This is a genomic window from Streptomyces sp. NPDC041068 (genome assembly GCF_040647455.1).
In the GTDB taxonomy this organism is placed as follows: Bacteria; Actinomycetota; Actinomycetes; order Streptomycetales; family Streptomycetaceae; genus Streptomyces.
Genome location: NZ_JBEZCG010000023.1, coordinates 115,122 through 140,405 on the forward strand (window position 1 = coordinate 115,122; position 25,284 = coordinate 140,405).

Annotated in this window: 16 protein-coding genes; 10 read left to right on the forward strand and 6 right to left on the reverse strand. The window is 69.3% G+C overall.

What is annotated here, in order from left to right; translation table 11 throughout:
* Positions 1-90 precede the first annotated feature (90 nt).
* Entirely contained in the window at positions 91-3,756 is a 3,666-nt protein-coding gene (locus AB0B50_RS38950; RefSeq protein ID WP_362340885.1) for a hypothetical protein, read from the forward strand.
* Positions 3,757-4,146: 390 nt separating this feature from the next.
* Here the strand turns inward: AB0B50_RS38950 and AB0B50_RS38955 are convergent, their stop codons facing one another.
* On the reverse strand, positions 4,147-4,995 hold the full coding sequence (locus tag AB0B50_RS38955) for a helix-turn-helix domain-containing protein (protein WP_362340887.1): 849 nt from the start codon (positions 4,993-4,995) through the stop codon (positions 4,147-4,149).
* Between the two features lie 135 nt (positions 4,996-5,130).
* Between AB0B50_RS38955 and AB0B50_RS38960 the strand changes: the two genes are divergently transcribed.
* On the forward strand, positions 5,131-6,570 hold the full coding sequence (locus AB0B50_RS38960) for an amidase (protein ID WP_362340890.1): 1,440 nt from the start codon (positions 5,131-5,133) through the stop codon (positions 6,568-6,570).
* 168 nt (positions 6,571-6,738) lie between these two features.
* Positions 6,739-7,128 (forward strand): cupin, encoded by a 390-nt coding sequence (locus tag AB0B50_RS38965; protein ID WP_362340893.1) that lies wholly within the window; start codon positions 6,739-6,741, stop codon positions 7,126-7,128.
* A gap of 411 nt (positions 7,129-7,539) precedes the next feature.
* On the opposite strand, the gene AB0B50_RS38970 is transcribed toward AB0B50_RS38965, so the two are convergent.
* On the reverse strand, positions 7,540-8,082 hold the full coding sequence (locus tag AB0B50_RS38970; RefSeq protein WP_362340895.1) for a hypothetical protein: 543 nt from the start codon (positions 8,080-8,082) through the stop codon (positions 7,540-7,542).
* Positions 8,083-8,648: 566 nt separating this feature from the next.
* Here AB0B50_RS38970 and AB0B50_RS38975 point away from each other — a divergent pair.
* Positions 8,649-8,918, forward strand: a complete 270-nt coding sequence (locus AB0B50_RS38975; RefSeq protein WP_362340897.1) for a hypothetical protein — start codon at positions 8,649-8,651, stop codon at positions 8,916-8,918.
* 131 nt (positions 8,919-9,049) lie between these two features.
* Here AB0B50_RS38975 and AB0B50_RS38980 read toward each other — a convergent pair whose 3' ends face one another.
* Positions 9,050-9,478, reverse strand: coding sequence for a hypothetical protein (locus AB0B50_RS38980; protein WP_362340900.1), 429 nt, complete (start codon positions 9,476-9,478; stop codon positions 9,050-9,052).
* Between the two features lie 270 nt (positions 9,479-9,748).
* On the reverse strand, positions 9,749-12,676 hold the full coding sequence (locus tag AB0B50_RS38985) for a hypothetical protein (protein WP_362340903.1): 2,928 nt from the start codon (positions 12,674-12,676) through the stop codon (positions 9,749-9,751).
* Between the two features lie 144 nt (positions 12,677-12,820).
* Here AB0B50_RS38985 and AB0B50_RS38990 point away from each other — a divergent pair, with 144 nt between their 5' ends.
* Entirely contained in the window at positions 12,821-13,453 is a 633-nt protein-coding gene (locus AB0B50_RS38990) for a WD40 repeat domain-containing protein (RefSeq protein ID WP_362340906.1), read from the forward strand.
* 196 nt (positions 13,454-13,649) lie between these two features.
* Here the strand turns inward: AB0B50_RS38990 and AB0B50_RS38995 are convergent, their stop codons facing one another.
* Entirely contained in the window at positions 13,650-14,384 is a 735-nt protein-coding gene (locus AB0B50_RS38995; protein ID WP_362340909.1) for a trypsin-like serine protease, read from the reverse strand.
* A gap of 685 nt (positions 14,385-15,069) precedes the next feature.
* On the opposite strand from AB0B50_RS38995, the gene AB0B50_RS39000 reads away from it, so the two are divergent.
* The 5 genes from AB0B50_RS39000 to AB0B50_RS39020 all read left to right on the forward strand — a co-directional run bounded on the left by AB0B50_RS39000 (position 15,070) and on the right by AB0B50_RS39020 (position 21,064).
* On the forward strand, positions 15,070-16,653 hold the full coding sequence (locus AB0B50_RS39000) for an alpha/beta hydrolase (protein ID WP_362340912.1): 1,584 nt from the start codon (positions 15,070-15,072) through the stop codon (positions 16,651-16,653).
* 388 nt (positions 16,654-17,041) lie between these two features.
* Positions 17,042-17,623, forward strand: a complete 582-nt coding sequence (locus AB0B50_RS39005; RefSeq protein WP_362340915.1) for an SMI1/KNR4 family protein — start codon at positions 17,042-17,044, stop codon at positions 17,621-17,623.
* Between the two features lie 355 nt (positions 17,624-17,978).
* On the forward strand, positions 17,979-18,788 hold the full coding sequence (locus AB0B50_RS39010) for a hypothetical protein (protein ID WP_362340917.1): 810 nt from the start codon (positions 17,979-17,981) through the stop codon (positions 18,786-18,788).
* Positions 18,789-18,936: 148 nt separating this feature from the next.
* Positions 18,937-19,260 (forward strand): hypothetical protein, encoded by a 324-nt coding sequence (locus AB0B50_RS39015; RefSeq protein ID WP_362340919.1) that lies wholly within the window; start codon positions 18,937-18,939, stop codon positions 19,258-19,260.
* A gap of 976 nt (positions 19,261-20,236) precedes the next feature.
* Positions 20,237-21,064: a DUF4344 domain-containing metallopeptidase gene (locus tag AB0B50_RS39020; protein ID WP_362340922.1), complete on the forward strand. Its 828-nt coding sequence runs from the start codon at positions 20,237-20,239 to the stop codon at positions 21,062-21,064.
* Positions 21,065-21,725: 661 nt separating this feature from the next.
* Here AB0B50_RS39020 and AB0B50_RS39025 read toward each other — a convergent pair.
* The gene (locus tag AB0B50_RS39025; protein ID WP_362340935.1) at positions 21,726-24,281 is read right to left on the reverse strand and encodes a Helicase associated domain protein; all 2,556 of its coding nucleotides are present in this window, start codon (positions 24,279-24,281) and stop codon (positions 21,726-21,728) included.
* Positions 24,282-25,284: the final 1,003 nt, after the last annotated feature.

The window sequence follows — 25,284 nt, forward strand, 5'->3', positions numbered from 1 at the left end:
GAGACGTGCGGGTTGGCTGGTGACTGGCTTTCGGGCGCCCATGGCGCCGTGTTGAGGTGGCTCCTCGGGGGATGAACGGGGGAGGTCTGGGTGGGACGTCGTGAGAAGCCGGTGGACCCGGCGGAAGGTCCGGTGCAGCGGTTCGCGTTCGAGCTGCGCAAGTTGCGTCAGGAGGCGGGGGCGCCGACGTATCGGGCGATGGCGCAGAGCGCGGAGTATTCCGTTACGGCCCTGGCCTATGCGGTGGCGGGGGAGAAGCTGCCGTCCCTGCCCGTCGCGCTGGCGTATGCCGGGGCATGCGGAGGGGACCCTGAAGAATGGGAGCGCCGTTGGCGCGAGGCCGCGCAAGAAGAAGCCGCCCTGCCGCCGGAGGGGGACGAGACGGCCGAGCCCCCCTACCGGGGCCTGGCCCGGTACGAACCGGGTGATCGAGCCCTCTTCTTCGGCCGCAGCCAACTGACAAACACGCTCGTGCGCTTGGTCGGTGAGCACCGCTTCACCGCGATCGTGGGCCCGTCGGGCAGCGGCAAGTCCTCCCTGCTGCGCGCCGGCCTCATCCCGGCCCTGCGTCAGGGAACCTCCCCGCAGGCGCCTCTGGCGGGCATCCGGATCCTCACCCCCGGCGCGCACCCGGTCCAGGCTCACGCCTCGGCTCTGCGGCCCAAGGACGGCCAGGGGGACACGCTGGTTGTGGTGGACCAGTTCGAGGAGGTCTTCACGCTCTGCCGCGACCCCGGCGAGCGGGCGCAGTTCATCGAGCAGCTGCTGGCCGCGCAGGACCCGGCCGGCCGGTTACGCGTGGTCCTCGGCGTCCGGGCCGACTTCTACGGACGCTTTCTGGAACACGGACAGCTGGCGGCCGCGGCCCAGGAGGCGAGCCTGCCCGTCGGGCCGATGACACCCGCCGAACTGCGCGAAGCGATCGTCAAACCCGCCGCCGCCCAGGGGCTGATCGTGGAGCGCGCGCTGACCGCCCGCCTCATCGACGAGGTCGCCGACGAACCCGGCGCCCTGCCCCTGCTGTCCCACGCGCTGCTGGAGACCTGGCGCCGCCGCAAGGGCAGGTCCCTGACAGTCCAGGCGTACGAGGCGTCCGGCGGGGTGACCGGCGCGCTCGCCCGTACCGCCGAGGACCTCTACACCCAACTCCCCGCCGACCACGCCGATCTGACCCGCCGCATCCTGCTCCGCCTGATCGCCCCCGGTGACGGCGTCCCCGACACCCGCCGCCCCATCGCGTGCACCGAACTCGGCCCCGGCAACGCGACTGCCACCGACCGAGTGCTCGACCAGCTGGCAGCCGCCCGCCTGATCACGCTGGACCACGACACCGTCGACCTGGCCCACGAGGCAGTCATCACCTCCTGGCCCCGGCTGCACAGCTGGATAGAGGAGGACCGCGAACGCCTGCGCATACACCGACGGCTCACCGAGGCCGCCACCGCGTGGGCCGAACTCGGCCGCGACGCCGGTGCCCTGTACCGCGGCACCCGTCTGTCCCTCGCCGAGGAACACTTCCCCGGCCACCACGAGCTCAGCGAACTGGAAAGCACCTTCCTGACCGCCAGCCTCACCGCCCGGGACCAGGAACGGCGAGCGGCCGCACGCACCACCCGTCGGCTGCGCCGGTTCACCGTGGCCCTGTCGGTGCTCCTTGCCCTCACCGTGACCGCAGGAGTCATCGCCTGGCAGCAGAGCCTCAGAAGCGAACGGGAACGCGACCGGGCCCTGGCCGCGCAGCGGGTGACCCTGTCCCGGCAACTGGCCGCGCAGTCCGGCGCGCTGCACGACAGCGATCCCGATCTGGCCGCGCTGCTGGCAGTCCGGGCCTACCGCACCGACCCCACCCCAGCGGCCACCACCAGTCTCTACGCCGCTGCCGACCTCCCTCTCCGACACCGCTTGACCGGTTACACCAAGCCCGTCGACGCGGTGGCGTTCAGCCCCGATGGGCAGACCCTGGCCACCGGCAGCGACGACAGAACGGTACGGCTGCGCGATGCGGCCACCGGCACGCCACGTACCACCCTCACCGGTCACACCGACGAGGTCGCCACGCTGGCCTTCAGCCCCGACGGGCAGACCTTGGCCACCGGCAGCAAGGACAAGACGCTGCGCCTGTGGGACACGGCCTCGCACAAGACCCGGGCCGTTCTCACCGGCCACACCAAGGGCGTCTACACCGTGGCCTTCAGCCCGGACGGGCGCACCGTGGCCACCGGCAGCATCGACAAGACGGTGCGTCTGTGGGACACGGCCACCGGCAAACCACGCGCCACCCTCACCGGCCACGACGCCGAGGTATCCGCAGTGGCCTTCAGCCCGGACGGCCGGACCCTGGCCACGAGCAGCAAGGACAAAACCGTCCGCCTGTGGGACGTGGCATCACGACGGACCCGCACCACCCTCACCGGCCACACCGACACGGTCGCCGCAGTGGCGTTCAGCCCGGACGGGCGCACCGTGGCCACTGGCAGCCACGACGAGACGGTACGCCTGTGGGACGCGGCCACCGGAAAGACGCGTGACACCCTCACCGGCTACCGAAAAGGCGTCCTCGCGGTCGAGTTCAGCCCTGACGGCCAGACCCTGGCCATCGCCAACTACTCCCACGTACAGCTGCGGGATACGGCCTCGGGCAAGCGACGCGCCACCCTCGCCGGACACGCGGCTCCCATCTTCGGCATGGCGTTCAGTCCCAACGGCCGGACGCTGGCCACCGGCAGCGTGGACAAGACGGTACGGCTGTGGGACGCCACGGTCCGCAAGACCCGGGCCACGCTTGCCGGACACACCGCGGAGGTGGCCACGGTGGCGTTCAGCCCCAACGGCCACACCCTGGCCACCGGCAGCTGGGACAAGACGGTACGGCTCTGGGACGCCGGCACCGGCAAAGCACGAGCCACGCTGACCGGGCACACCGGGCCGGTCTACGCCGTGGCGTTCAGCCCGGACGGGCGGAGCGTGGCCAGTGGCGGCGGCGAGAAGTCGATACGGCTGTGGGACGTGGCATCGGGCACGATGAAGGCCAAGTTCACCGGACACGACGACGTCTATGCAGTGGCCTTCAGCCCCGACGGCCGGACACTGGCCACCGCGGGCAACGACAAGACCGTGCGGCTGTGGGACACCGCGACCCGGCGCTCACACCGCCCCCTCAGACATGACCGTCCAGTCGCCACGGTGGCGTTCGGCCCGGACGGCCGGACGCTGGCCACCGGCACCACCGACGGAACGGTGCGGCTGTGGAACACGAGTACGGGCAAACGGCGCAGCACTCTAACCGGCCACGGCAACACGGTCGCCGCGGTGGCCTTCCAACCCGGCAGCCGGAACCTGGCCAGCGGCAGCTGGGACAAGACGGCGCGCCTGTGGGACACCGCCACAGGCAAGACCCGCACCGCCTTCACCGGGCACACCGATGACATACAGGCACTCGCGTTCAGCCCGAACGGCCAGACCCTGGCCACCGGCGGCACCGACCAGACGGTGCGGCTGTGGGACGCGGCCACCGGCAAGACACGCACCACCCTCACCGGCCACGCAAACACCGTCGCTGCGGTGGCGTTCAGCCCCAACGGCCGGACCCTGGCCACCGGCAGTTACGACAAGACCGTACGGCTGTGGGATGTCGATTTGCCGACGCCGTCCGAATCCATCCGCACGATCTGCCGAGCCGTCCACCGAGACCTCACCCGGCTGGAACGCTCGACCTACCTGCCCGACCAGCCACACCATCCCGTATGCGCGCCATGAGCCGCTGCTCGACACATGTCGGCCAGGGATGAGGTTTTGTGGCGCGTGGCCAGGCGTGCCCGCGCGACTCACGCTCCCCCAACGCGGTTGAGCAGATAGGCACCGCCGCCCGTCAACAGCCGAGGCCGCACCAACAGACCGCCCCGCACAGACAAGGAGGGCTGGGCGGGCACAGAGCCTTTGAGGCGATGCCCGACTCGGGGCGGTGACCGGCTGCGCCCTGTGGTTGTTCGCTCGGGAGTTGGTGGGCAGGTTCCACCGCTTCTCGTAGTGCCGTGGGCAGGGTTGGGTGACGAAGCCCTGGCACGTGAGGCGGCCGGTGGCGGCTGCGGATGTTGTACATGCGTACGCGTCACGTGCTGACACCAGAAGGGGCGGGGCTGCTGTGCGTCAGGTCCTGGAGGCGTGTTCCAGGGCGGCCCATGCCACGTCGTCGACAGCGAGCCACGGCGCGGTCGAAACGGCTGTGGGCGTCACCCCGGTGAAGGTCATGACGTCCCGATGCAGGTGGGACTGGTCGGTGTAGCCGCTCTCCGCCGCCACCGAACCGGGGCTGTGTCCCTCGGCGAGACGGTGGGCCGCGCGGTCGAAGCGGATCAGCCGGGCGGCGCGTTTGGGAGTGAGGCCGATCTGGGATCGGAAACGTGCCCAGAGCCGCTTACGGCTCCAGCCGACCTCCGCGGCCAGCGGCTCGACGCGGACCTGCCCCCGGCCGAGGACCATCTGCCGCCAGGCGTAGGCGACTTCCGGGTCGACCGCTCGGCCTGCCTCGTATCTTCGGGCGAGCGCGGCCTCGGCGATGGCGAACCGCTCTTCCCAAGACGCGACAGCACGCAGTTGCTCCAGGGTTCGGGTGGCGCCCCGGCCCCAGAGCGCGTCGAGGGCGATGATCTCTCCGCCCGGCTCCAGGGACGTACCCAGTACCGCGTGCGCGATCACTGGTGACAGTCGTATCTGCAAGCAGTCGATGTTCTGGCCGCGTACGCGTACGGCGCCGGGCGCGAGCCCCAAGACGACGCCGCCGCCCTGCTGCCGACCTCGGACATTGTCGACGATCAGGCCGTTGCCCAAGTCGATGGCCAGAGTGACGGCCGGATACGGGATCACAGGGAGGTCGAGAGGGCCGGTGGCGCGATCGCGGAATCCGGCCTGGGAGATCCCCGGCAGCCGGCCGGGCCGCGCCGGAGTGGCGATGTCCCACCTGGTGGCAGGCGCACGAGCCGCCTCGGCTGATCCCATGGTTCGATCCTACGGGCCAACTCCCGCAGTTTCACGACGCGTCGGAACCGCCGTCGCGTCGGAACATTTTTCCAAGACCCGTCACTGGAGCGCGGCAACACTGGCATCCCGCTACCGCAACGGAAGGGACTGCTTGTGACGCGCTTCTCGATCGACCCGTTCACCTCGGCCGTCGAACTCGCCGCGGCCATACGCCGCAAGGAGGTGAGCCCGGTCGAGGTGGCCGACGGCTACCTGCGACGAATGGACGAACTCGACCCCCGGCTCAACGCCTTCTGCCACCGGGCCGACCACGACGTCCGCAAAGCCGCGGCCTCGGCAGCCGACGCGGTGGTGCGTGCCGCATCGCCCGAGGACCTGCCGCCGTTCCACGGTGTCCCGCTTCCCGTCAAGGACTACCTGGACGTGGCCGGTTGGCCCACGACCTACGGGAGCGCCGGCGCCGATCCGGCACCGGCCACCGCATCGGCCCCTGTGGTACGCCGGTTCACCGACGCGGGGTTCGTCCTGCTCGGCAAGACCACCCTCTCCGAGTTCGGCTCCCTGCCGTTCACCGAGAGCGAGGCCCTTGGCATCTCCCGCAACCCGTGGGACCCGGACCGCTCGCCGGGCGGTTCGTCGAGCGGCGCGGGCGCCGCCGTCGCGTCCGGGATGGCGCCGATCGCGCACGCGGCCGACGGCGGCGGCTCGATCCGCATACCGGCGTCGTGCAACGGTCTCGTCGGGCTCAAACCCACCCGCGGTCTGGTGACCGACGCCACTATCGCCTGTGAGGGCATGGCCACCGACGGCGTGCTCACCCGCACGGTGGCCGACTCGGCTGCCGCCCTGGACGTACTCGCCCGCCACGATCCCTCCGCGTGGTGGTCACCCCCGACCCCGCAGCGCCCCTTCGCGGACGCGCTCACGACAGCCCCGCCGACGGAGCTGCGGATCGGGGTGCTCGTCGACCCACCGATCGCCGGGATGAGCATGGACCCGGCGTGCCTGGCGGCGGTCGACACGACGCTGCGGGCTCTCGAAGCCGCGGGCCACCACGTGGTGGACGCACCCCTGCCGCTGCCGCAGACAGACGAGTTGATCACGGCGTTCACGACGATCTGGAACGTCGCCGCCGCAGGCATGCCGCTCGCCGACCAGGACCGCGTCGAACCGCACAACCGGGCCCAGCGCGAGGCGGCGTGGGCCGTCGACTCCTGGGCCTATGCGCAGGCCCTGCAGCGCACCCAGCGCCTGTCGCGGCGCATCGTCGAAGCATTCGTCGGCAGTTTCGACCTCCTCGTCACACCCACCATGGCGTGCCTGCCCCCGTCCATCGGCTTCTGGCGCACAGGCAGCGGGGACGACCCGATGACACCCCTACGCAACAGCTATCCGCTGGCCGTGTTCACCTCACTGTTCAACGTGACCGGCCAACCGGCGATCTCGCTGCCCGTCCACCACGACGACGTCACCGGTCTGCCCGTCGGCGTCCAACTCGTCGCCGCGCCATGGCGGGAAGACCTGCTGCTGCAGGTGGCGCGCACGCTCGAACTCGCGCTGCCCTGGGCAGACCGCCGACCGGCCGTCAGCTGACGCTCCGCGCAGAGCTCGACAGGGGCACGCCCTCACCCGGGCTGATGCTGCGCCGCAAGAGGCAGACGCCAGCCGCACGACTCAAACGCCTAACGCCTAACGCCTAACGCCTAACGCCTAAGGCTTAACGCCTATGGAACAAATTCACCGCAGAAGGGAAGTCCCGGCATGACCGTCACTCCGATCGATCTCTACGCTTCTTTTGTCCACCTCCGGCCAGGAGGCCAAGTACGCGCTGAGCAGCCGGTCTTCGACCCCGAGCGGGACGGCTGGCAGGTGATGACCTTCCATGTGGAGACCGATGCCGACGTCCACGGCGACCACTGGGAAGTCCACACCGCCGCGGAAGAAGTCGTCTCCTGTCTCACGGGTGGGATACGCGTCTGCTTGCGCCCGCAGCAGCCGGGAGACGAAGAGGAGCAGATCAAGCTGACCGCCGGCACAGCAGCTGTCGTGCCGCGCGGGCGGTGGCACCGCATCGCCCTGGATGCCCCGAGCGACATCATGTCCATCACCATGCCACGGGGCAGCCGCCTGGAGAAGCGGACCGAGGCCTGAGGAATCCGACGGATTGGAGCCATCAGCGGGCCCGGGCACGAACGATACGGCCCGGGCTCGAGGGGACATGATGCGGTGCCGCGGGCGGCGAAGTCGGGGAAGTTGGCGAAGGAGGCGAAGGCGGCGTCGGTCGGTTCGGTCACCGCTGCGCGGGAGTTGTCGGCGGTATGGAAGTGTCGACGGATGTGCCGCGGTGTGGTCCTGGTCTCGTTGTGCTCTTGGGAGCCCCTGCCTCCTTCGTCAAGCGGGGCGTGGGGCGTGGGGTTCGACGGCGGCCCCTGCGCCAGGCAGTGTTCCGCCACACGCAGCGCCGATCATTCCCACCGAGGCGGTATCCAAGGCGGTTGCTTCCCCGTCGCGGGACGGTTCCAAGGCTGCTGGCGTGCCAACGGCCATCTGTGGTGAGGGGCGTCAGGTGTCGCCGTGCCCTGCACGGTGAACCTGTTCAACGATGCGTCTCTCCATCTCCTTGGCTGCAAGGTCCTCGATGTGGGCGTACAAAGACCCGAAGGGGACACCGAGGAACCGCCACATGGGAAACAGGGCCACTGTCGCAGCGCCGGCAGTCACAAAGGCGGCCACGTACTCCGCTTGCTCTGGCGATGCCGGGTGCTTCGGATCTCCCAGCCACAACAAGCACATGCCGATGGCCACTGCTTGAAGAACCATCACGGTGCCCCACCACATGCCGGCGGTCCAGGACGCGATGCTTCTCAACATTCCCGATGACCATCGGGGGAGGAGCCGTGCCGTACTGGAGAAAAGCTCGATGCGCTCCTCGCGCGAGAGCTGAGAGGCCTCCTTCATCCTCTCGGCGCGGTCGAGCACCTCCAGGTGCAACTGAAGCCACTGTTGAACCGCGCGTCCGTAGGCGGCCACTTCAATGGTCGCGGCGATAAGAACACCCGCCGCGACGGACGCGGCAGTCGTCACAAAGCCCTCTGTCATCTGCACCCCACCAGATTGCCGCCGCCCGAGAGGGCAGGTGGCTCGGTTGCAGAAAACCTGCGTGAGCAACAGACCGATGCCGCGGGAGGCGGTGCAGGTCTGTGTGATCCCGGGGTGCCGCACCTCGGCGTACGAACGCTGCATCGTCCCGCGCGCATTACCGTCCGGAAAGATGGCTCGGCGGCTTGTTGGCATCGGCCGACGGGGCTCCGTACGCGCACCACTGCGGGGCGGCCTAGGACTTCCGAGGAGCCGAGCAGAGATGTCCAGGCCTGGCGTGGATGGCAGTGTTCCTGCGGGCGACGGACCTCTGGTCGGCTGATGTAGCCCGGACCGGAGGTTTCGGCCAGGGCCGAAAGAGGTGACCCAAGGGCTCCTGGACGGCTGACCATCACCTCAATTGCGACAGGAGAACGGGGAATTCGATGATCAAGGCGATGGTTATGCGTGCTGCGGCGGTCGTGCTCCTTGCTGGGGGCGGAGTCGGTATCGCTGCCGGCATAGCGACGGCGGAGAACGGCGGCAGCCCAGGAGGGGGAGTCGCACCAGTCGTGGAGCAGGGGGCGGAGGCCATGGGCGACGGCAGCCGCGCTCCTGGCGGCGGCATCGCACCGATGGGTGACAACGCCGGCTCGCCGGGTGGAGGTCTGGCTCCGATGGGCGATGGCCACGGCTCGCCTGGTGGCGGCTTCTCCGCCCTGGGAGACGACCACGGCTCGCCCGGTGGCACGGTCATCACGCCTGCCTACGACGACGCCATCATCAATGACGCCACTGCCGGCAGCGACGACGACAGCCTCCAGGACGTCGCGCCGGCCGAGAACGCCGGCTCGCCGGGCTGACCAGAACGGCGCAGCCACCAAGCCCGGGATTCCACCGACGCTCCGCTGCCGGTGGAATCCCGGGAAGGGCACTGTGATCGACACGATCGCTGTCACCGTCCACAGCGGACCGTGACAGGACGGAATCCGGCTCAGTTGTGGTCAGCCACGATCTCACCGCAGGACCGGGCACTACCCACCAGGCACACGAAGATGCGGACGTCCGCCACGTTGTTGCCTTCTCCATAGGCGCCGATCCGGTGGAACGTGTCGGTCTTCGGCACCCACTGGGTGCCGTTCCACTTGTTGTACTTGGTGTAGAGCGAGACACCCTTGCCGTCCTTGCAGTGGTCGAAGACGTCGAAGTCCCACCACGTGTCGTAGTACGTCTTTCCCTTGGCCTGGCCATCCGCGATGTAGTGGTACAGGCCCTTGGCCGAACCGCAGTAATCCTGCGTGATGGCGAGGAACTTGCCGCCGCCGGCATGCGCGGAGCCCGTCAGCCCCACGACCAGCGCCGCCCCGGCCGCGGTGACGCCCAGACAGCGAACCGTGTTCCTCAGCCTTGCCCCTGACTTCATGATTCCCCCTCGGGCCCCGCCAGCGCCCACTGTCATGGGCTGTCCCTGATCGCGGTCATCGGCCCTGTGATGCATACGGTCCTTGTGTGCCGACTGCACGTCATCCCACGGAGGGTTGAACTCGGGTAAACCCTCGCGGTAGTACACGCGGAGCTGTGCTGAGGAACGTGACCTGGACAGCGCACTGACTTCTGCGGTGTGACGAGGGCCGACAGCAGTGGTGCCGCCGGTCCTCGTACACATGGGCGTCTGCGGGAATCTCGGGAATCCCTAGAACCCCAGGAGGCCGCTGATCGGGGAGATCAGGTCGTGGCCGGCCTGTGAGAGCTTCGTGGCGACCCGGGAGCCGCCGAGAGCGCCGATCCACTTGGACTGACCGAAGGTGATGGCACTCAGGGCGGCGCTGGCGAGGGAGGACTTGAACTTGCCGCTTCCGAAGCCGTAGCCGATTCCGGTGAACAGGACATTGAGCCCGGCGAAGGCCAGCGAGAGCTTGCTGAGGCCGAGAGCGGCGCCTTCCAGGAACGGCACAGCAGGGGCGGTGATGACGAAGAAGCCCGCACCCAGGCCTGCGAGGCCGACGGCTGCGGCGGCGAACCCGGTGCCGATGCTGGCCCAGTTGGTGGCGTTCGCCATCCAACGCGCGCCCTCCTGCCACCAGGGGAGGCCGCCTTTGACGTTGTCGTGGTCGGGTGAGTCGGCCGGGTTCATCCCGGCCTGCTTGGCCCGGCGTGCTTCCTCGGCGGCCCTTCTCGCCGCCGCCGCGATCTCGGCCTTCCGCTTGGCGATGACGATCTGCTGCGCTTGGCTCGCGGCCGTTGCCGCCGTCCTCGCGTCCTTGCCCGCCTGGATGGCAGAGGCACGGGCGGAAGACGCCGACGCCTGGGCCGAGTTGGCCGAGGCCACCGCGCGACGGGCGGCGTCCACCGCGCGATTGGCGGAGTAGTTCGCCGAGCGCGCGGCCGTGCGGGCGGTGGCGGCCGCCTTCTTGGCCTGGTCGGCAGAGGCCTGCGCGGCCTTGGCCGACTTCTCCGCGGTGTCGGCGTTCGCATCTGCCTGCTTGGCGTAACCGGCGGCCTGCTCGGCCGACTTCTTCGCCTTGTCCGCCCACTGCAGGGCCTCCGTCGCGGCGTTACGGGCCTTCGCCGCCGCCTCCTGCGCACGCGCCGCGTCTTCCTGCGCTCTGTGCGCGATCTTCGCGGCAGCGGCGATGGCGCCTTGCATGGCGGCGATATGGGTGGCGGAGTCGTGATCGAGCTGCGCGGTCTTGTACTGCACAGAGGCGAGGAAGTTGCGGCGCATCCACGCCGGGCCCTCCATCGCCGCCTGGGCGTGGGCCTTGGTGTACGGGCCGGCTGTGCCGATGACGGCGGCCGTGGCCACTGCGTCGTCCTCCTGCTGCACCGCGCCGTAGGTGTCGGTGAGAAACTCGTACAGGGCCTTGCCGGTACCGGCGTCGAGCGCGTCGTTCGCCGCCTTCTTCACCGCGCTGCCAGGGTTGTCGGCCAGGAGGCGGCTGACCACGACACGGTTGTCCGTGGCCGCGGTTTCAACGGCGCCGGATCCGAGGAACTTGGTGGCAGCGTCCGGATCGTCGCTCTCCAGCGCCTTGGTGACGGCATCGGCCACGTCCGGGGGACAGGTCTGGGCGAGGTAGAGGGCGGTCTCCCGGTCGTCCTGCCGCTGTGCGATCTGCCGGTCGGTGTCGACCCAGGCGTGGATGTCGGCGTCCGCGCCGCACAGAGCGAACCGAGCAGCCTCGCGCGACCAGGTGCCACGGGAGTCCATGAAGACCAGGGCCGCCTTGCGTCCGAGGGTGGCCGACAGCCCCATGTCGCCGGATTTCAGGGCGGATTCGGCCCGGGTGATGAGGTCCTGAGTGGCCTTCTCCAGCTTCTCGGCCTGCGTACGTCGGTCGACCAGTTCTGCCCTGTCCACCTCCTCGAGCTGCGCGAGCAGCCGAGTCTCCTCGATCGCCTCCTTCATGTCCTCGTCCAGACGCTGCCATTCGGCTTCTCGCGCCTGCTTCTCCACCTCGACCGCCTGCTTGACTGCGTCGGTGGCGGTGTTCGCCGCCTTGGTGGCCTCGTTGGCGAACTCCGTGGACTTCTTCGCGTACTCGACGGCCTGGCCCGCGTATTTGGCGGCCCACTCCGCGGCCTCCGCGGACTTCTCGGCGTGGTCGGCGGCGCTGTTCGCCGCGTCCCGTGCCGTGCGGGCGGCCTTGGCCGCTGTGTTCGCCAACGCCTGTGCCGTTCCGGCGGCGTTGGTGGCGATCGCGGCGTTGGTGTTGGCTATCTGCGCCTGTCGCTTGGCCTCGGCCGCCTCGGCCTGTGCCTTGCCCGCGGCGGACGCGGCCGCGGCGGAGGCGTTCGCGGCAGCGGCGGCGTTGCGGGCCGCCGATGCGGCGGCGGATCCGGCGTTCGTGGCCTGGGCCGCGGCCGTGGCGGCGTGGCCGGCAGCGTTCGATGCGCTGCGGGCTCGGGCCGCGGCGTTGCGGGCGGCGACGGCGGCATCCTTGGCGGCGGACGCCTTGGAGGCGTCCTTCGAGGCGGCGATGGCGGCACCGTACGCCCTGGCTGCGGCGGATCCGGCGGCCGCTGCGGCCTGACTCGCCGCGCTCGCGGCGTAGGCGGCGCGACGGGAGGCTTGGACGGCGGCGTGGGAGGCGCGGATGGCGACGCGGGCCGAATCGGCCGCGCCCTTCGCGGCCTCGGCCGCTTTGCGGGCGGCCCTGCCGGACTTGCGTACGTCGTCCTGGGCCGCCTGGGCCTCGGCGGCGGCCTTCTCCGCCGCTTCCTTGGCCTTCGCGGCGGACTCCAGAGCGCGGGCCGCTGCCTCCTCGGCCTGCTTGGTCTTCGCGTCGGCCTTCTTGCCCTCGCGTTCGACGACGGCGACGAGTTCCTCGATCTTCGTGGATTCCTGGTCGCGGGCCCGGGCGATGTGCTGGCCGGTATCGAGGAACCATTCGATGTCCTCGCCGCTGCCGGAAAGGGCTCGGGACGCGTACTTCTGCACCTCCGGCCCCGCACTCACCATGAGCTTGGAGGCCTGGACCCGCATGTCTTCCGTGCGTGCGACGTACTGGCCTTCGGTGAGGAACTGCTCCAACGCTGCCCGGGTGCCCGCGTCCAGGGCGGCGCTGCCGTCGCGGTTCACGGCCTTGTCACCCGTGGCCATCACCGCCGCGGTGGCCACGCGCAGATCTTCCGTGATCGCCGCCTCGAAGCCGTCCGTGAGGAAGTCGGCGATCGCGGCGTCGCCGCTGTCGATCGCCGCGGCCGCAGCCCCGTCAAGGACATCCTGGCCACCGCTGACAGGGCGGCGGTACGGCTGTGGGATGTGACCGAGGGGAAGCTCCGGCGGACCCTTTCCTTCCCCAACGAGTCCGTGCGCGCGATGGCGTTCAGCCCGGACGGGAGCACTCTGACGGCCGTCTCCAGCGCAGGGACCGTGAAGCGGTGGGACGCCGCGACGGGCCAGGCCCGCCGCACCAGCCGCATCGGGATCGTGTCCGCAGCAGCGCTCAGCCCGGACGGCCACACCCTGGCCACCGTTAGCAGCGGAGACGAGGACACCGAGACGGTTCGGCTGTGGGAAGTACCTGGTGGAAAGCCCCGGCACACCCTCACTGGTCTCATGGGCTCTGTTCACGCGGTGGCATTGAGCAAGGATGGCCGCACCCTGGCCACCGGTGACGCCGCAGGAGTAATGCGGTTGTGGGACACCGCGACCGGACAGGCCCGCCGTACCCTCACCAGCCACAGCGGGCCCGTGTTCGCAGTAGCGCTCAGCCCGGACGGCCGCACCCAGGCCACCGGCGGTCTCGAAACGGTGCAGCTGTGGGAAGGCGAACTGCCCACCCCAGCCCAATCCATCCGCAAGATCTGCCGCGCTGTACAGCGAAGCTTCACCTCGCAGGAACGCTCGCTGTACCTGCCCGACCTGCCGGCCCACCCTCTATGCCGGTCATGACCTCTGAGCGACATGATCGGCCTTGCACCGCATACCGGCATCGGCCCAGGACTTCAGCCAGGGAAACAGATCAAGAACCCGGTGGCAGCGGTGAAGACTGGCTGCCGCGCTGCGCCACTGCCCGACAAGCGAGCCACGCACCTGCCGGGCCTCTCGCCGTGCACGCCAGCGGTCCTCGTCCTCCTCGGCTTCGGGGTTATCGTCGGATGACTGAGTGGATCCAGGTGAGTTGTTGGGAGACTTCCCCGGCCTCGGCGCTTTTCTCCCGGTCGGAGCCGTTGAAGACGCCGATGAGGGTTTCGGTGCCGCGCGGGCCGGTGGTCATCACGGGGCCTCCGGAGTCGCCTCCGGCGGGGATTCCGGAGACCTTCTTCATGCAGAAGTCGGGGCCGCCGGGTGCGGTGTGTCCTGCGCACAGGGGGTCGTTGGGGCGTACGACCTTCAGGTCCGACTGCTTGAGGACGGGGGACTGGCAGGCGCTCTCGTCGTTGGTGCAGGTGGCGCCCCACCCGTACTGCCGTACGGTCTGGCCGCGGTGGACGCCGGCGGTGGACAGGCGCGCGGTGGGGACGTTCATCGGTGTGACCTTGATGAGCATCATGTCGGCGTGTGCGCTGCCCACGCGTTTGCGGGGGATGGGGCGGACCGTGGTGCCTCTGCGCATGTCGAGGTTGCCCACCCGGAAGGAGATCCGTTGGTCGGCGACCGGTTGTGCCTGCTCGTAGAAGCAGTGGGAGGCGGTGAGGATCCACTGGCGGGCGACCGCTGTCCCGGTGCATGCGGGTTTGCCGTCGACGAGCATGCGTACCGCCCACGGGCCGTAGGTGCTTTTTGACCCGCCGATGACGGCGGAGGCCGGAGCGGACGACATCACCGGACCCAGGACCAGCGCCAGGGCGGTCAGCAGCAGGACGCGAAAGCGACGCACCATGCAGAACAACTCCTCTGATAGGGGTACAGCCGTACAGGTAGTGAGAGACCCTGCTGGGCAGAAACGTTCCGATCGGTGCGTGGATGAACGTCCTGACATCAGTGTTGTCTGTGGCGGGTTGGCGGGTTGGCGGGTTGGCGGGGTGGTGGGGTGGGGGAGACGAGGGTCGGTGCTGCGCGGTGCTTTTCCCCACCTGTGGGAGCGGTGGGAGCGAAGGGCGGTGGGCCGTGGGACGGGGACGGGGACGGTGATTGCAGCCGGCGTTCGCTGTGCGGGATTGTTCGTGACGTTCCGGTGAGCTGGCCCATCGCCCGGAATCGCGCGTCTTGAGTGCGCTGGCCGCATGGTTGCCGGGCTGGAGAGGCACGCGGTCTGGAATGTGGCAGTGAGGCGGCCGTTGGCACCGGCGGTCGGTTGGCACTGGCGGTCGTTGGTGGGGGTGGCCCCATCGGGAGTGGGGGGACTGCTGCAGTGAGTGGGGGTAGCTGTTCCGCTTAACGTCTGACGGTATGAGACATCTACAGGGCAGTGCGACGAGTTCCTTCTGTGGCAGGCCTCAACCGGCCCGTTGCGCAGCAGCGTTGGCCGTCGTGGCGGACGGGGTGGCGATTTTCGTACTCACGGGGAACGCGGCGCATGGGGCAGGCACTGCCGGGCGCGACGCCCAGCGCGTCGAGGAGACTCTGTGATCACCGCCAGCTCGGCTGTGCGCCGCATCTCGGCCGTGGGCCTGGCCCTCGCCGCCTGCCTCGGCGCGGCCCCCGCCGCGACCGCCACGGCAGCCCTCACCGTGTCGACGTCCGGGGCCGGGCTCGATCGTTACCTCGACCGTTACTACGACCAGCGCCTGGGCTGGGGCAGCTGCGCCAGGGGCCGGGAGGACAGCATGGGCCGCGGCCTGGACAGGGCCGGTGTGCAGTGCGCGGACGTCACCGTGCCGCTCGACTACTCCGAGCCCCGGGGCCGTACGATCACCGTCGCGATATCCCGGCTCAAGGCCACCGACACCCGCCACCGCATCGGCTCGATCCTGCTCAACAACGGCGGCCCCGGCAACGGCGCCGTCCAGTCCCCGCCGGAGTTCCACGCGTGGATGAAGAAGACGGGTCCGCGGTACGACATCGTCGGCTTCGACCCGCGCTTCGTCGGCCGCAGCACCCCGCTGGACTGCGGCTGGAACGTCGGCACGAATCTCTTCTCGGCGGGTCTGGGCCGGGCGAGCTTCGAGCGTCAGGTCGGCCTCCACAAGGACCTGGCCGCCAGGTGCCGCGCCACCAACGCCGATGTGCTGCCGCACGTGAGCACCCGCAACACGGCCCGCGACATGGACGTCATCCGCGGCGCGCTCGGCGAGAGGAAGATCTCCTACTTCGGCTATTCGTACGGCACTTACCTCGGCACCGTCTACACCCAGATGTTCCCCGGCCGCACCGACCGCATGGTCCTCGACGGTGCCATCGACCCGCGCAAGTTCGGTCCCCGGCTGCTGAAGGAGGCCGTCGGCGAGAACGAGCGGGCGCTCGCCGACTGGGCCACCTGGGCCGCCGCCCGGAACGACACCTACCACCTCGGCCGCACCCGCGCCCAGGTCCTCGCCACCATCGACCGGATCATCAAGAGGTCCGCGCGCGGCCCGCTGGCCGTCGGCACCGCCCCGGACGCCTTCCGGCTCGACGACACCCAGGTCCCGTTCGTCCTCCTCGCCGGGCTCGACAGCGACACCGGCACCTCCCGGGCGTTTCTCGGTGAGCAGGTGTCCGTGCTGAACAGGGCCGCGTCCGGGCGGCCGACCACGCTCTCGCCGCAGTTCGCCGGGCTCCTGCGGCTCGCGACGACCGGCGAGCAGTCGAACATGGGCAGTTCGCAGACCGCGGTCATCTGCGGGGACAGGGCGGCCCCGCGCGACCCGGAGGTCTACTGGCGGGACATCCGGCGCGGCCGCGCCACGTACCCGCGCTTCGGTGCGATGAACAACAACATCGGCCCGTGCGCCTTCTGGGACCGGCCCCGTGAGAGGCCCACCGAGGTGAAGCACGACGCCAAGGCGCTGATCGTGTCCGCCACCGGCGACCCGCGCACCGCGCACAAGGGCGCCGTCGCCCTGCACGGCCTGCTGCCGAGCTCCAAGCTGATCACTGTCAAGGGCGCCAACCGGCACGCGATCTACGGTCTCTACGAGAATGCCTGCGTCGACAACGGGGTCAACCGCTACCTGGCCACCGGCGAACTGCCCATCCACGACCAGACCTGCTCCAGGCAGGCCGGCTAGTGCTGTGACTGCCCTGGTTCGTCTGGTTCACCGGGTTCGCCGGGTTCTTCGGGTGGCAGTTCTGTGAGCGCGTCCGCCTCAGCGGGTGCGGGTGCGGTCTTGCACCACCCCGGCGAGAACCGGTGCGGTCACGGGACCAGCAGGTTGTGGGCCCGCGGCCGTGGTCTCGAAGCCGCTTGCAGGCACGGCCGGCGCCGTCCGGCGGCGGCCCTGAGCCTGCGGACGGGCGGGGCCACCGTCGTGGGCTGAGCGCGCGAACGAATACGGCGAGGGCCCGGACCCCACGCATGGCCTGGGCCCTCGCCGTTCCTTCTGCCGGGGGGCTGCCTGTCGGAACCCGTCTCGGATCCTGCCGTTCAGCGGCGCATCGAACGGGCATCATCCCAGGGTGACGTCGTCGGTATCCGAGTCGTGGACCCGTATAGAGGCTTGGCTCGCCCGGCGCACGCCCCGTACGGCTGCTGCTCTTGGCCCACCGGCGGAGCGCTCGGCGATTGCCGTGGCCGAAAAGGCCATCGGGCAGCCGTTCCCCGAGCCCTTGGTGGAGTCCTTGCTGCGGCACAACGGCATGGGCCACTACGACCTGCTGCCACCGTTCTGGTCGTTGCTCGAGGTGCGGAGCATCACCAGGGCCTGGCAGACACGCATGAGGATCTACGGAGATGAGCCGGCGGGAGCAGAGGAAGGCGACCCGGACGGGGAGTACGGGCCGTGGTGGCATGCGCAGTGGATCCCCTTCGCCTTTGACGGTGCGGGGGATTACCTCATCGTGGACCAGCGCCCCTGTCGTCGCCGCGGGAGGATCGGCGATGCCGATCATGAGACGGGGTGCTCCTTTTCGCACCACCCCATGTGGGCGTCGCTGCCGGCTCTCCTGGACGCGACAGCCACGGCTCTGGAGACCGGCGAGGCGGTGGACGGTTACCGGCCTGTCGCCGTCGACGGGGATGAACTGGACTGGGACTTCTGATGCTCAGGCCGCTGCGACGGCCCGAGGGACGCGGGGCTTTTGCGGTCTCGGAGGCGACCGTCCGGTGGGCGGGGTACAGCCGCTTCGCGGCCGGGGAGGTCGGGTTGGTGGCGTTCAGGCTGTGCGGCAGGGCCTGGCCGAGGGCCGTCCGCGGACCTGGCTGACGGGCAGTCAGCCTGCAGGGCGGCGGCACGCCTGTCTGTTCTGCCCGGGCTGATCAGGTGAAGTGGAGCGGCACGGGCGGAGCATTCATCGCCGGGGAGTGCTGCCCGAGCCAGACTGCGGACCTGCCCCCCCTTTCCTTGCGATGTGAGGTACCCCAGACATGCGACGGACCTTTCTGGCTGCTGTGACCGTGGCCGCCACCCTGTGCGGCCTGCCCGCCGCCCAGGCCGCTGCCGCCTCCCCTCAGCGGGCGGCGACCGTGCAGGCCGGACAAGAGGAGCACTGCGGCGAACAGCAGAGGTTCTCTGGGGCCGGTAACGGCGCCAAGGTCAAACTGTGCCCGAAGGTTGACGAGGCCCAGCAGTTGATGAACATCGCCACGGGATCCACCTGCTTCCACCCCGGCAAGGTGTGGAACCACTGCACCGTCACAGGCTCATGGAAGATGTACCGTGGCGATCAGCAAATCGCCGAGGGAACGGTGAACAGCTGGATCCCCTATGTCGGACCCGGCACATACACCGTGGTCGCCGACGTATCGGCGTTCGCCCACGACGAGGAACTCGCCAACTTCAGCGGAACCCGCATCCCCGGCCGCCTGACGCACACCTTCACCCTGGCCTCCCCGAAAAAGGACGTGCCGTTCACGGTCGAGGCGACACCAGGCCACCGCGACCGAGACAGCGAGACTGCCCTCACGTTCGACGTGACCAGCAAGGGCGAAGTCGACGGCAGGTTCTCGGTCGGCAGCAAGGACATCTCATCGACGACCCCGGGCTGCGAAACGAAGAAGCGGAAGCGGGTGATCAGGGATGAGCGGGGGGAGGAGCACGTCCTGTACGTGCATACCTTCATCGTGTGCAAGATCGCCAAGGGCACGACGAAGACGGTCGAGGTGACCGCCGCTCCCCGGAAGGGCGGGGGATCGTGCAACGTCACCTATCGCCTCACGTGGCCTGGCGCCGAGCGTGGCATCGAGGAAACCATTCGCTGCTCCTAGACCGCAACACCACCCGGCCTGCGGGCCGGGGAACCGACGGCATGCGGTTCACGAGGTGGCGGAATGCGCGAAGTGGGTCAGCGGGCGAGGCGACCGGCGCGTGTTCGGTTGTCCCGTGTGACCGAACCTTGAGCGCCTGCCATCGAGCTTGACCAACCTGATCGCCTCACGGGACCAGGCTCAGGGGCATGGCCACGGACAGAAGGCTCACCCCGACCAGGATGAAGCCGATCCCGAGACGGAGCCGACGGAACTTCAGACCGACCAGGCGAGACAAGAACGCAACCCCTCCGCCCGCAAGTCTGTGCGCATCTGCGTCAGCAGCACGTCCGGCTCCATGGCTGCCCAGCGGGACCAGCTTTCGGAGGCCACGGTGTTGACGTGGGACGGGCGGACTGCGAACAAGCAAGATCACAACCGCGACCGCTGGGAAAACTGCGCCCATTGCTCCCACGGCCAGCGCGGCGGTTGACCGGTGACTGGGAGTCCTTGTTACGGCGAAGCCCAGGCTCACGCTCGTCAATGCGAGGACGATGCTTGCGTTGGCGTCAGCCCGGACCAGCTCTCACGAGCGAGCGTTCCGAGCGCGTCGTTCAGGTTGTCCGACGTGCGGTCAGAGCGAATATCCGGCGACTGCGCCATGAGATCTGCACCCGCACCGCAGAAGACGCAGGCGGGGCACTGCCGGTTCGCGCCGCATGGGGCCAGGCGGGCACCGCGCAGAGTTCGATGACAGGTGCTCAACCTTCGGTGACACAGGACATCGGTGTCCTGTGCCGTCAGAGGTTGAGCATGTGCCACTGAACCTTGCGCGAGAGCTTCCAGATCCTAAATGCTTTGGGACGAGATGGGCGTCATGCTGCCCTCACTGGTCTTTGGCCGTTATCCGGCGCCTGAGCAGGCGGTTTGATGGCCCTCCTGGTTCTGCGCCTGCGTCGGCTGGCGCGACGGCGATGGCCGAGTCCGGCGGGCCCGGCGCGGCGGTCGCGGCGGTCGGAGCCGTGGCCGCCGGCGACGGGCACCTCCGACTGCCTACCGCACGCCGTGAGCATGGCGACTGTGCTCGGCCCGTTCGTGAGCGCGTTTGCCGCAGAACTCGGGGGAACTCCTCGGAGCGAAGGCAGCCGTGAGGAGGCCGCTTCCGTGGCGACGGAGCCGGCATCGAGACGAGCTGGTCTCAACTTGCCGGGTTCTCGCACCATCACCCTGGAAGTGGACTCGGCGATGGGCGATGACGCACAGCGTGCGCTTATCGAGTTGGACGTGCGTCGTCCAGAGCTATGGGGGCACCGTCCTCGTCGGGACCATACAGCGGAGGCACGGCTTCCCATCCCGAGTAGCCCCGGTGGAGAGACTGCCGATGGGGATCCGGACTCGCGCTGAGGGATAGATCGCTGCCACCGATCGATTCACTCAAGGTTCCCTAGCCACACGGGAGAATGTCACCTATGGCATCTTTCTTCCGTTGTCCGTCGGTGCCGCGGCGCCGTGTCTCTAGGGCGGTCGCGCTGGTCAGCGCGGCGGCCACCGCCGGCGTGATAGCGGCGTGCGCGCCCGACACCCCTCCGGCCGCCGGGCCTGCCGCGTGGGGCATCTCGTACGAGGCGCCGAAGCGGGGGAGTGGTGCGGAGGCGGAGTTCCTGCGCAAGCGACGCGTCCTGGAAGAGGTGCGCAGTTCGTTGGCCCAACAATACCGGCTGCCCGACGGCGTGACGATGACAGCCAAGTCCTGCAAGGATCCCGAGGCCGAGTACGACCCGGAGACGGGGCGGATCGTCGTCTGCTACGAGTTCGTCGGCGAGACACGCGACTTGCTCTGGGGTGCGGATCGGTCGGATCTCGACGAGCGGGTCGAGGGCGCGCTGCGCGAGACGCTGTACCACGAGGGCGCGCACGCGCTGATCGACCAGTGGGAACTGCCCTTCGCCGGGCGGGAGGAAGACGTAGCCGATCAGTTCGCCGCGTACCAGCTCATACGGCAGGGCGCGCGCGGGCAGCGGCAGCTCGCCGCCGTGGCCGACACCTACCGGCTGTACGCCGAGGACAGCGACCTGGAGGACATCGACTTCTCCGATGAGCATTCCCCCGACGCGGCCCGCGCGGCCAACTACCGGTGCTGGCTGTACGGGGCCCGCCCCGAGACCCATGAGCGCCTCGTCGACGGCACCGTCCTCACCCAGGACCGGAGCGAGGGGTGCGAGGAGGAATGGGAGGCCCTCAGGCGTGGTTGGGAGCACCTGCTGAAGCCACACCGGGAGGGGAACGGAACGCCGTGAACGGGGCGGGCCGGTTCAGCTGTCGGCCCGGCCCCAGCCGCCCCGGTCTCAGCCGGCGCGGCGGCGGTGGCGCCACACCGCGGTGACGGCGCCGGCCACGGCAACTCCGCCGCTCCCCGCGGCGATCCACGGAGCGGCACCGATGCCGGACGTCTCCTGCGGCGCGGCGGACTCGGCGGTGGACCCGTCCTGTGACGGTGAAGGCGCGGTCGACCACTCCCGCCTTGAGCCGGCCCCGGATCAGATCCCTGGCGGGGAACTGACCGATGGAGGACATCAGGCGGTCGTGGTCGATGCAGTCGAACGCTGCCGACAGAGGCGACCGTTCTTGTCCCAGCGCGCCTTGCAGGTGAGGCTGGCGCGCATGCATGTGATGAGCCGGGCCGGGATCGTTGATATCGAGCACTCCCACTTCTATGTGGGTGAGATACGTGATGCAGGGTTCGATCCAGTTGATGCCGAGGCGGACTTCCAGACGGATGACCCGGTCATCGCCGTCCCGGGCCGCGGTGTAGTGATCTCAAGGGTCCAGGCTCATTGCGCGCCGGTGGTACTGGTAATGGGCGCAGCCCTTGTGGTGCGAGGAGGTGCTTTCACGCCCGATCTGCCGCCGCGCCGGCGGATCGACTCAGGGGCGCTTCCAGAGCCAAACCGTCGGGACCTACGTCCAGCGCATGCCGATGGCGGAGAGCTGTTCGATCCGTTCTGGCGTCAGCGTCGCGGCTCTGGATCTCTGATTCCCGACCCATGCCCCGAGCTTGATCTCTCGTTCCTCCCGGTACCTGTCGCTCTCGCCGTCGCGATTGTCGTCCCCGCTGTCGACGGCTATGCGTTCGACGTGTTTCCTCGGCACGCGCAGGTGTCCCTCGCGTTTGTGGAACTGTTTGGCGGCCTGGTAGTTGAGCGCCCATTTGTCGGCTTGTGTACGGCGTGGGGGCGGCTTTTCGTCCTCGGCCGCGGGTGTGATGCCGAGGACCTGCTCACACATCCACTGCTGCACGGTCGTGAGCTTGTCCCAGCTGAGGCGCTGCGCCCGCACCCACCGTCCGAGGTCCTCGCCGCGGTGTACGACGACGCCCGGCTCGACGGGTAGCTCGCCGCCGATCTCTTCGAGGTGGAGGCGGGTGAGGTGGAAGGCCCTCTGCCATTCCACCGGCCAGGCCGGGCACCAGGAGGGGTCGATGTCCTCGAGCTGTTCGCGCCGCTCCGGGGACAGAGCGCCAGCCCACGACTGGACCGGCAGTCCCTCGGCCTGGCGCTGCTCGAGGTCCTGGGCGCGCCGGGCGGCGGCCCGCGCGTTCTTCAGAAAGATGCCCACCCGGTACCCCTGGTGCGTGGCATCGAGAGGGGCCAGGAGGTGGCCGTGTTCGGTGGCCCACCCGCGCGCGGCGGACAGGCCTTCCTCCCATGCGACGTCGAAGTGGGACCAGATCATGCCGAGCTTCTCCAGCTGGGCGATGCGGTCCTCGTCCATGTCGCCGCGGGCGTAGAACCGCCTTGCGTCGGCGGTCCACTGCCCGAGCGGGAACCCGGCGAGCGAGGCCGGCCACCCGGTGGCTTCCGCCTCCTGGTCGTCGACGGCGGGTACGCGGAACGTGAACGGCACGCGGAGGTCACCGTGCTCGCGGGCGTAGATGACGGCGGCCTCCACGCCGCGCCGCCAGTGTTCGTGTTCGGGGTTGAGGACGCGCAGGTTGATGAATGCGGCGAGGGCGGCCGGGTCGCGGGGCGTGGAGAACTTCAGCAGGGCCTTGGCTGGGGCACTGACGTCCCCGGAGCCCTCGCCGCTCCCGCCCCTGCTCTTCCCGCTGCCGTCCTTGCTGACGGGCTTGTAGCGGCTCGGTGCCTGCTGCTCCGTGAGGCTCTCCACGATCCTGGCGTCGTGCGCCCGCAGCGCCTCCAGAAGCTTGGCCAGCCCGCCGAAAGCCCGGGAGGTGAGCATGTTGTCCGCCGTCTCGCCCGGCCCGAGCAGCACCGGCACCACGAGCGAGGCCATCTTGCCCTCGCCGGGTTGCATCCGCAGTGCGCGGCCGACGGCCTGGACGAGGTCGGGCATGGAGCCGCGCACATCCGCGAAGTACACGGAGTCGCACCTAGCCGTGTCAACACCTTCCCCGAGGACCTTCACGGACCCGAGGTAACTCTTCTCCACGACGGTGCCGTCCGTGGCGATCCTGTCGGCGAATTCCCCGAGAACCCGCCGCCGGTGGCCCGGCTTGTGCTCGCCGCACAGCCAGTTGGCCCAGATCGTCTTCGGGTACAGCTCGGGTTCGGAGTCGTGCAGCTGCGCCGCGACGTGGGGGAGGCCGGTGGCGAACGCTTCGGCTTCCTTGACGACGTGGTGGAAGACCAGCGTGCGCTGGAAGTTCTCCTCCGAGGACGCCTTGAGCAGCGCGGTCTGCAGAGCGGCAAGCCGTGCCCCGCGGACCTTGTCCGAATGCCCCTCAGCGCCCAGAAGTTGTGCGGCCTGGAGCTGGGTGTCGGCGATGTCCACGCACACCACCTGGTATGGCGCGCAGATCCCTCGGTCGATCGCCTCCGAGAGCGTCAGCGTGTAGCAGCGGGCACCGAACGGCCCGTCCGGATCGTCCTCCATAGAAGCCACCAGCTCACCCGGCACGCCCTGCTCCTGCGGCTGGTCTTCGTCCAGCTGCCACAGCCGCGGCGTGGCGGTCATGTACAGCCGTCGCAGGGCTGGGATGCGGGTGTTGTCGTGGACGACCGCCCATGGCTTGCCCAGCCGCCCCGAGGTCCGGTGCGCCTCGTCGACGACGATCAGGTCCCAGCCGGGGAGGCCTGTCTTGTGCGCGCGTTCCAGTGTGCCGAGTCCGAGGGAGGCGTAGGTGGCGAACACGGTGATCTTGTTGAACGGCCGCACCCAGTCGACCAGTTCCTTTACGTCCGTGGTGTTGGGGAAGGGCACTTCCTCGCCCTGCAGGGACGAGACCCCGACCATCGGGCCGCGGCGGCCTCCCTCGCGCCATGCGGCTTCGGTCTGGGCAAGCAGGTCCAGGGAGGGGACGAGTACCAGCACGCGGCCCGCACGCAGCTCTTCTGCGCTCCGGGTGGCGACGAGGGTCTTTCCCGATCCGGTGGCCATGATGACCTGAGTCCGGAACCCCTGCGGAGGAACCATCGTTGTTCCAGACAGATCGAGTGCCCGCAGCACCGTGTCCATGGCTTCTCGTTGGTGGGGGCGGAGTTCCTTCACTGCTATTCCGATCTTCTTTGTCCCGCGGACCGTGCGTGAGGCCAACTGCTGTGAACGGACCCGGAACCAGACCAACAGCATCGGACCATTTCGGGAGTAACGATCACCAGCGCTGCCCGGATGCCTGGAGGTACTGGAATCTGATTCCAGAGTCTATCCCCTCTACAAAATGAAGCACAGAATCCAGGAATCTGCAGGGTGTCGAGCCCGTGCGCGCCATCCGGCCGTGAGTGCATGAGTAGCTGTACTCAGGTGTGCAGATCCTCCCCGCGCCACACTGTCCCCGTCATGACAGGCGAATGGGAGGGACAGAACATGAGAAGAGCAACCATGGCATTAACGATGGCTGCATTGGCGGTAGTTGGGATCGCTGGGGGAGGATCCATGCCCGCCGCGGCCACGGGAGGACTTCTTCCGCACCCTGGGCCTGACGGTCTGGTGTGGGTGGAGGAGAGTACCGGGGACGGGGGAGTCGTATCCGGGGGAGCCTGGAAGGGATTGCCGACCGTGCTCACGGTGGCCTGCGAGGGAGGCGGCAGCACAGCGGTGACGATGGAGTCCCAGCAGGTCCAGGTCGCCGAGTTCACGGTGGATTGCCCGGCCGGTGAAACAGGCACGAAGTCAGTAACGCTAGCTCCGGGGATAGTCGAGGGTTCCTTCACAGTGGGCATCGACACCTCGACCGAGAGCACCCGCTGGGCCCTGGCAGCGACTCAACCCGAGGACACCACCCCCTAACCGGCCGGGCCGCAGGCCCGAGGGCGGGCCGCGCGGAGCGTGGCACGCCTGGTGACGCGGAGCGTCACCGTGGCTGGAGCGCAGCGCAAGCCACCGGACGGCCGAAGGCCGGCCGCGCCTCGCAACGCGAGGCGCTCGCACTGCAGTTGGTGGTACGCGCGCAGCGCGTACCACCCAGGGGGGGTCGTAGCGAAACGCTTGCGGTCCGCGGGGGGGGGGGCGGCCGGGGGGGGGAGGGCCCCCGAACGGTAGAGGAGACCTCTTTAATACA

What these genes read in the sequence shown, in the direction of transcription:
- AB0B50_RS38955 (WP_362340887.1), bottom strand. Translation starts at nt 4,995, where the DNA reads ATGGGATCAGCCGAGGCGGCTCGTGCGCCTGCCACCAGGTGGGACATC.
- AB0B50_RS38965 (WP_362340893.1), top strand. Translation starts at nt 6,739, where the DNA reads ATGACCGTCACTCCGATCGATCTCTACGCTTCTTTTGTCCACCTCCGG.
- AB0B50_RS38975 (WP_362340897.1), top strand. Translation starts at nt 8,649, where the DNA reads ATGGGCGACGGCAGCCGCGCTCCTGGCGGCGGCATCGCACCGATGGGT.
- AB0B50_RS38980 (WP_362340900.1), bottom strand. Translation starts at nt 9,478, where the DNA reads ATGAAGTCAGGGGCAAGGCTGAGGAACACGGTTCGCTGTCTGGGCGTC.
- AB0B50_RS38995 (WP_362340909.1), bottom strand. Translation starts at nt 14,384, where the DNA reads ATGGTGCGTCGCTTTCGCGTCCTGCTGCTGACCGCCCTGGCGCTGGTC.
- AB0B50_RS39020 (WP_362340922.1), top strand. Translation starts at nt 20,237, where the DNA reads ATGGCATCTTTCTTCCGTTGTCCGTCGGTGCCGCGGCGCCGTGTCTCT.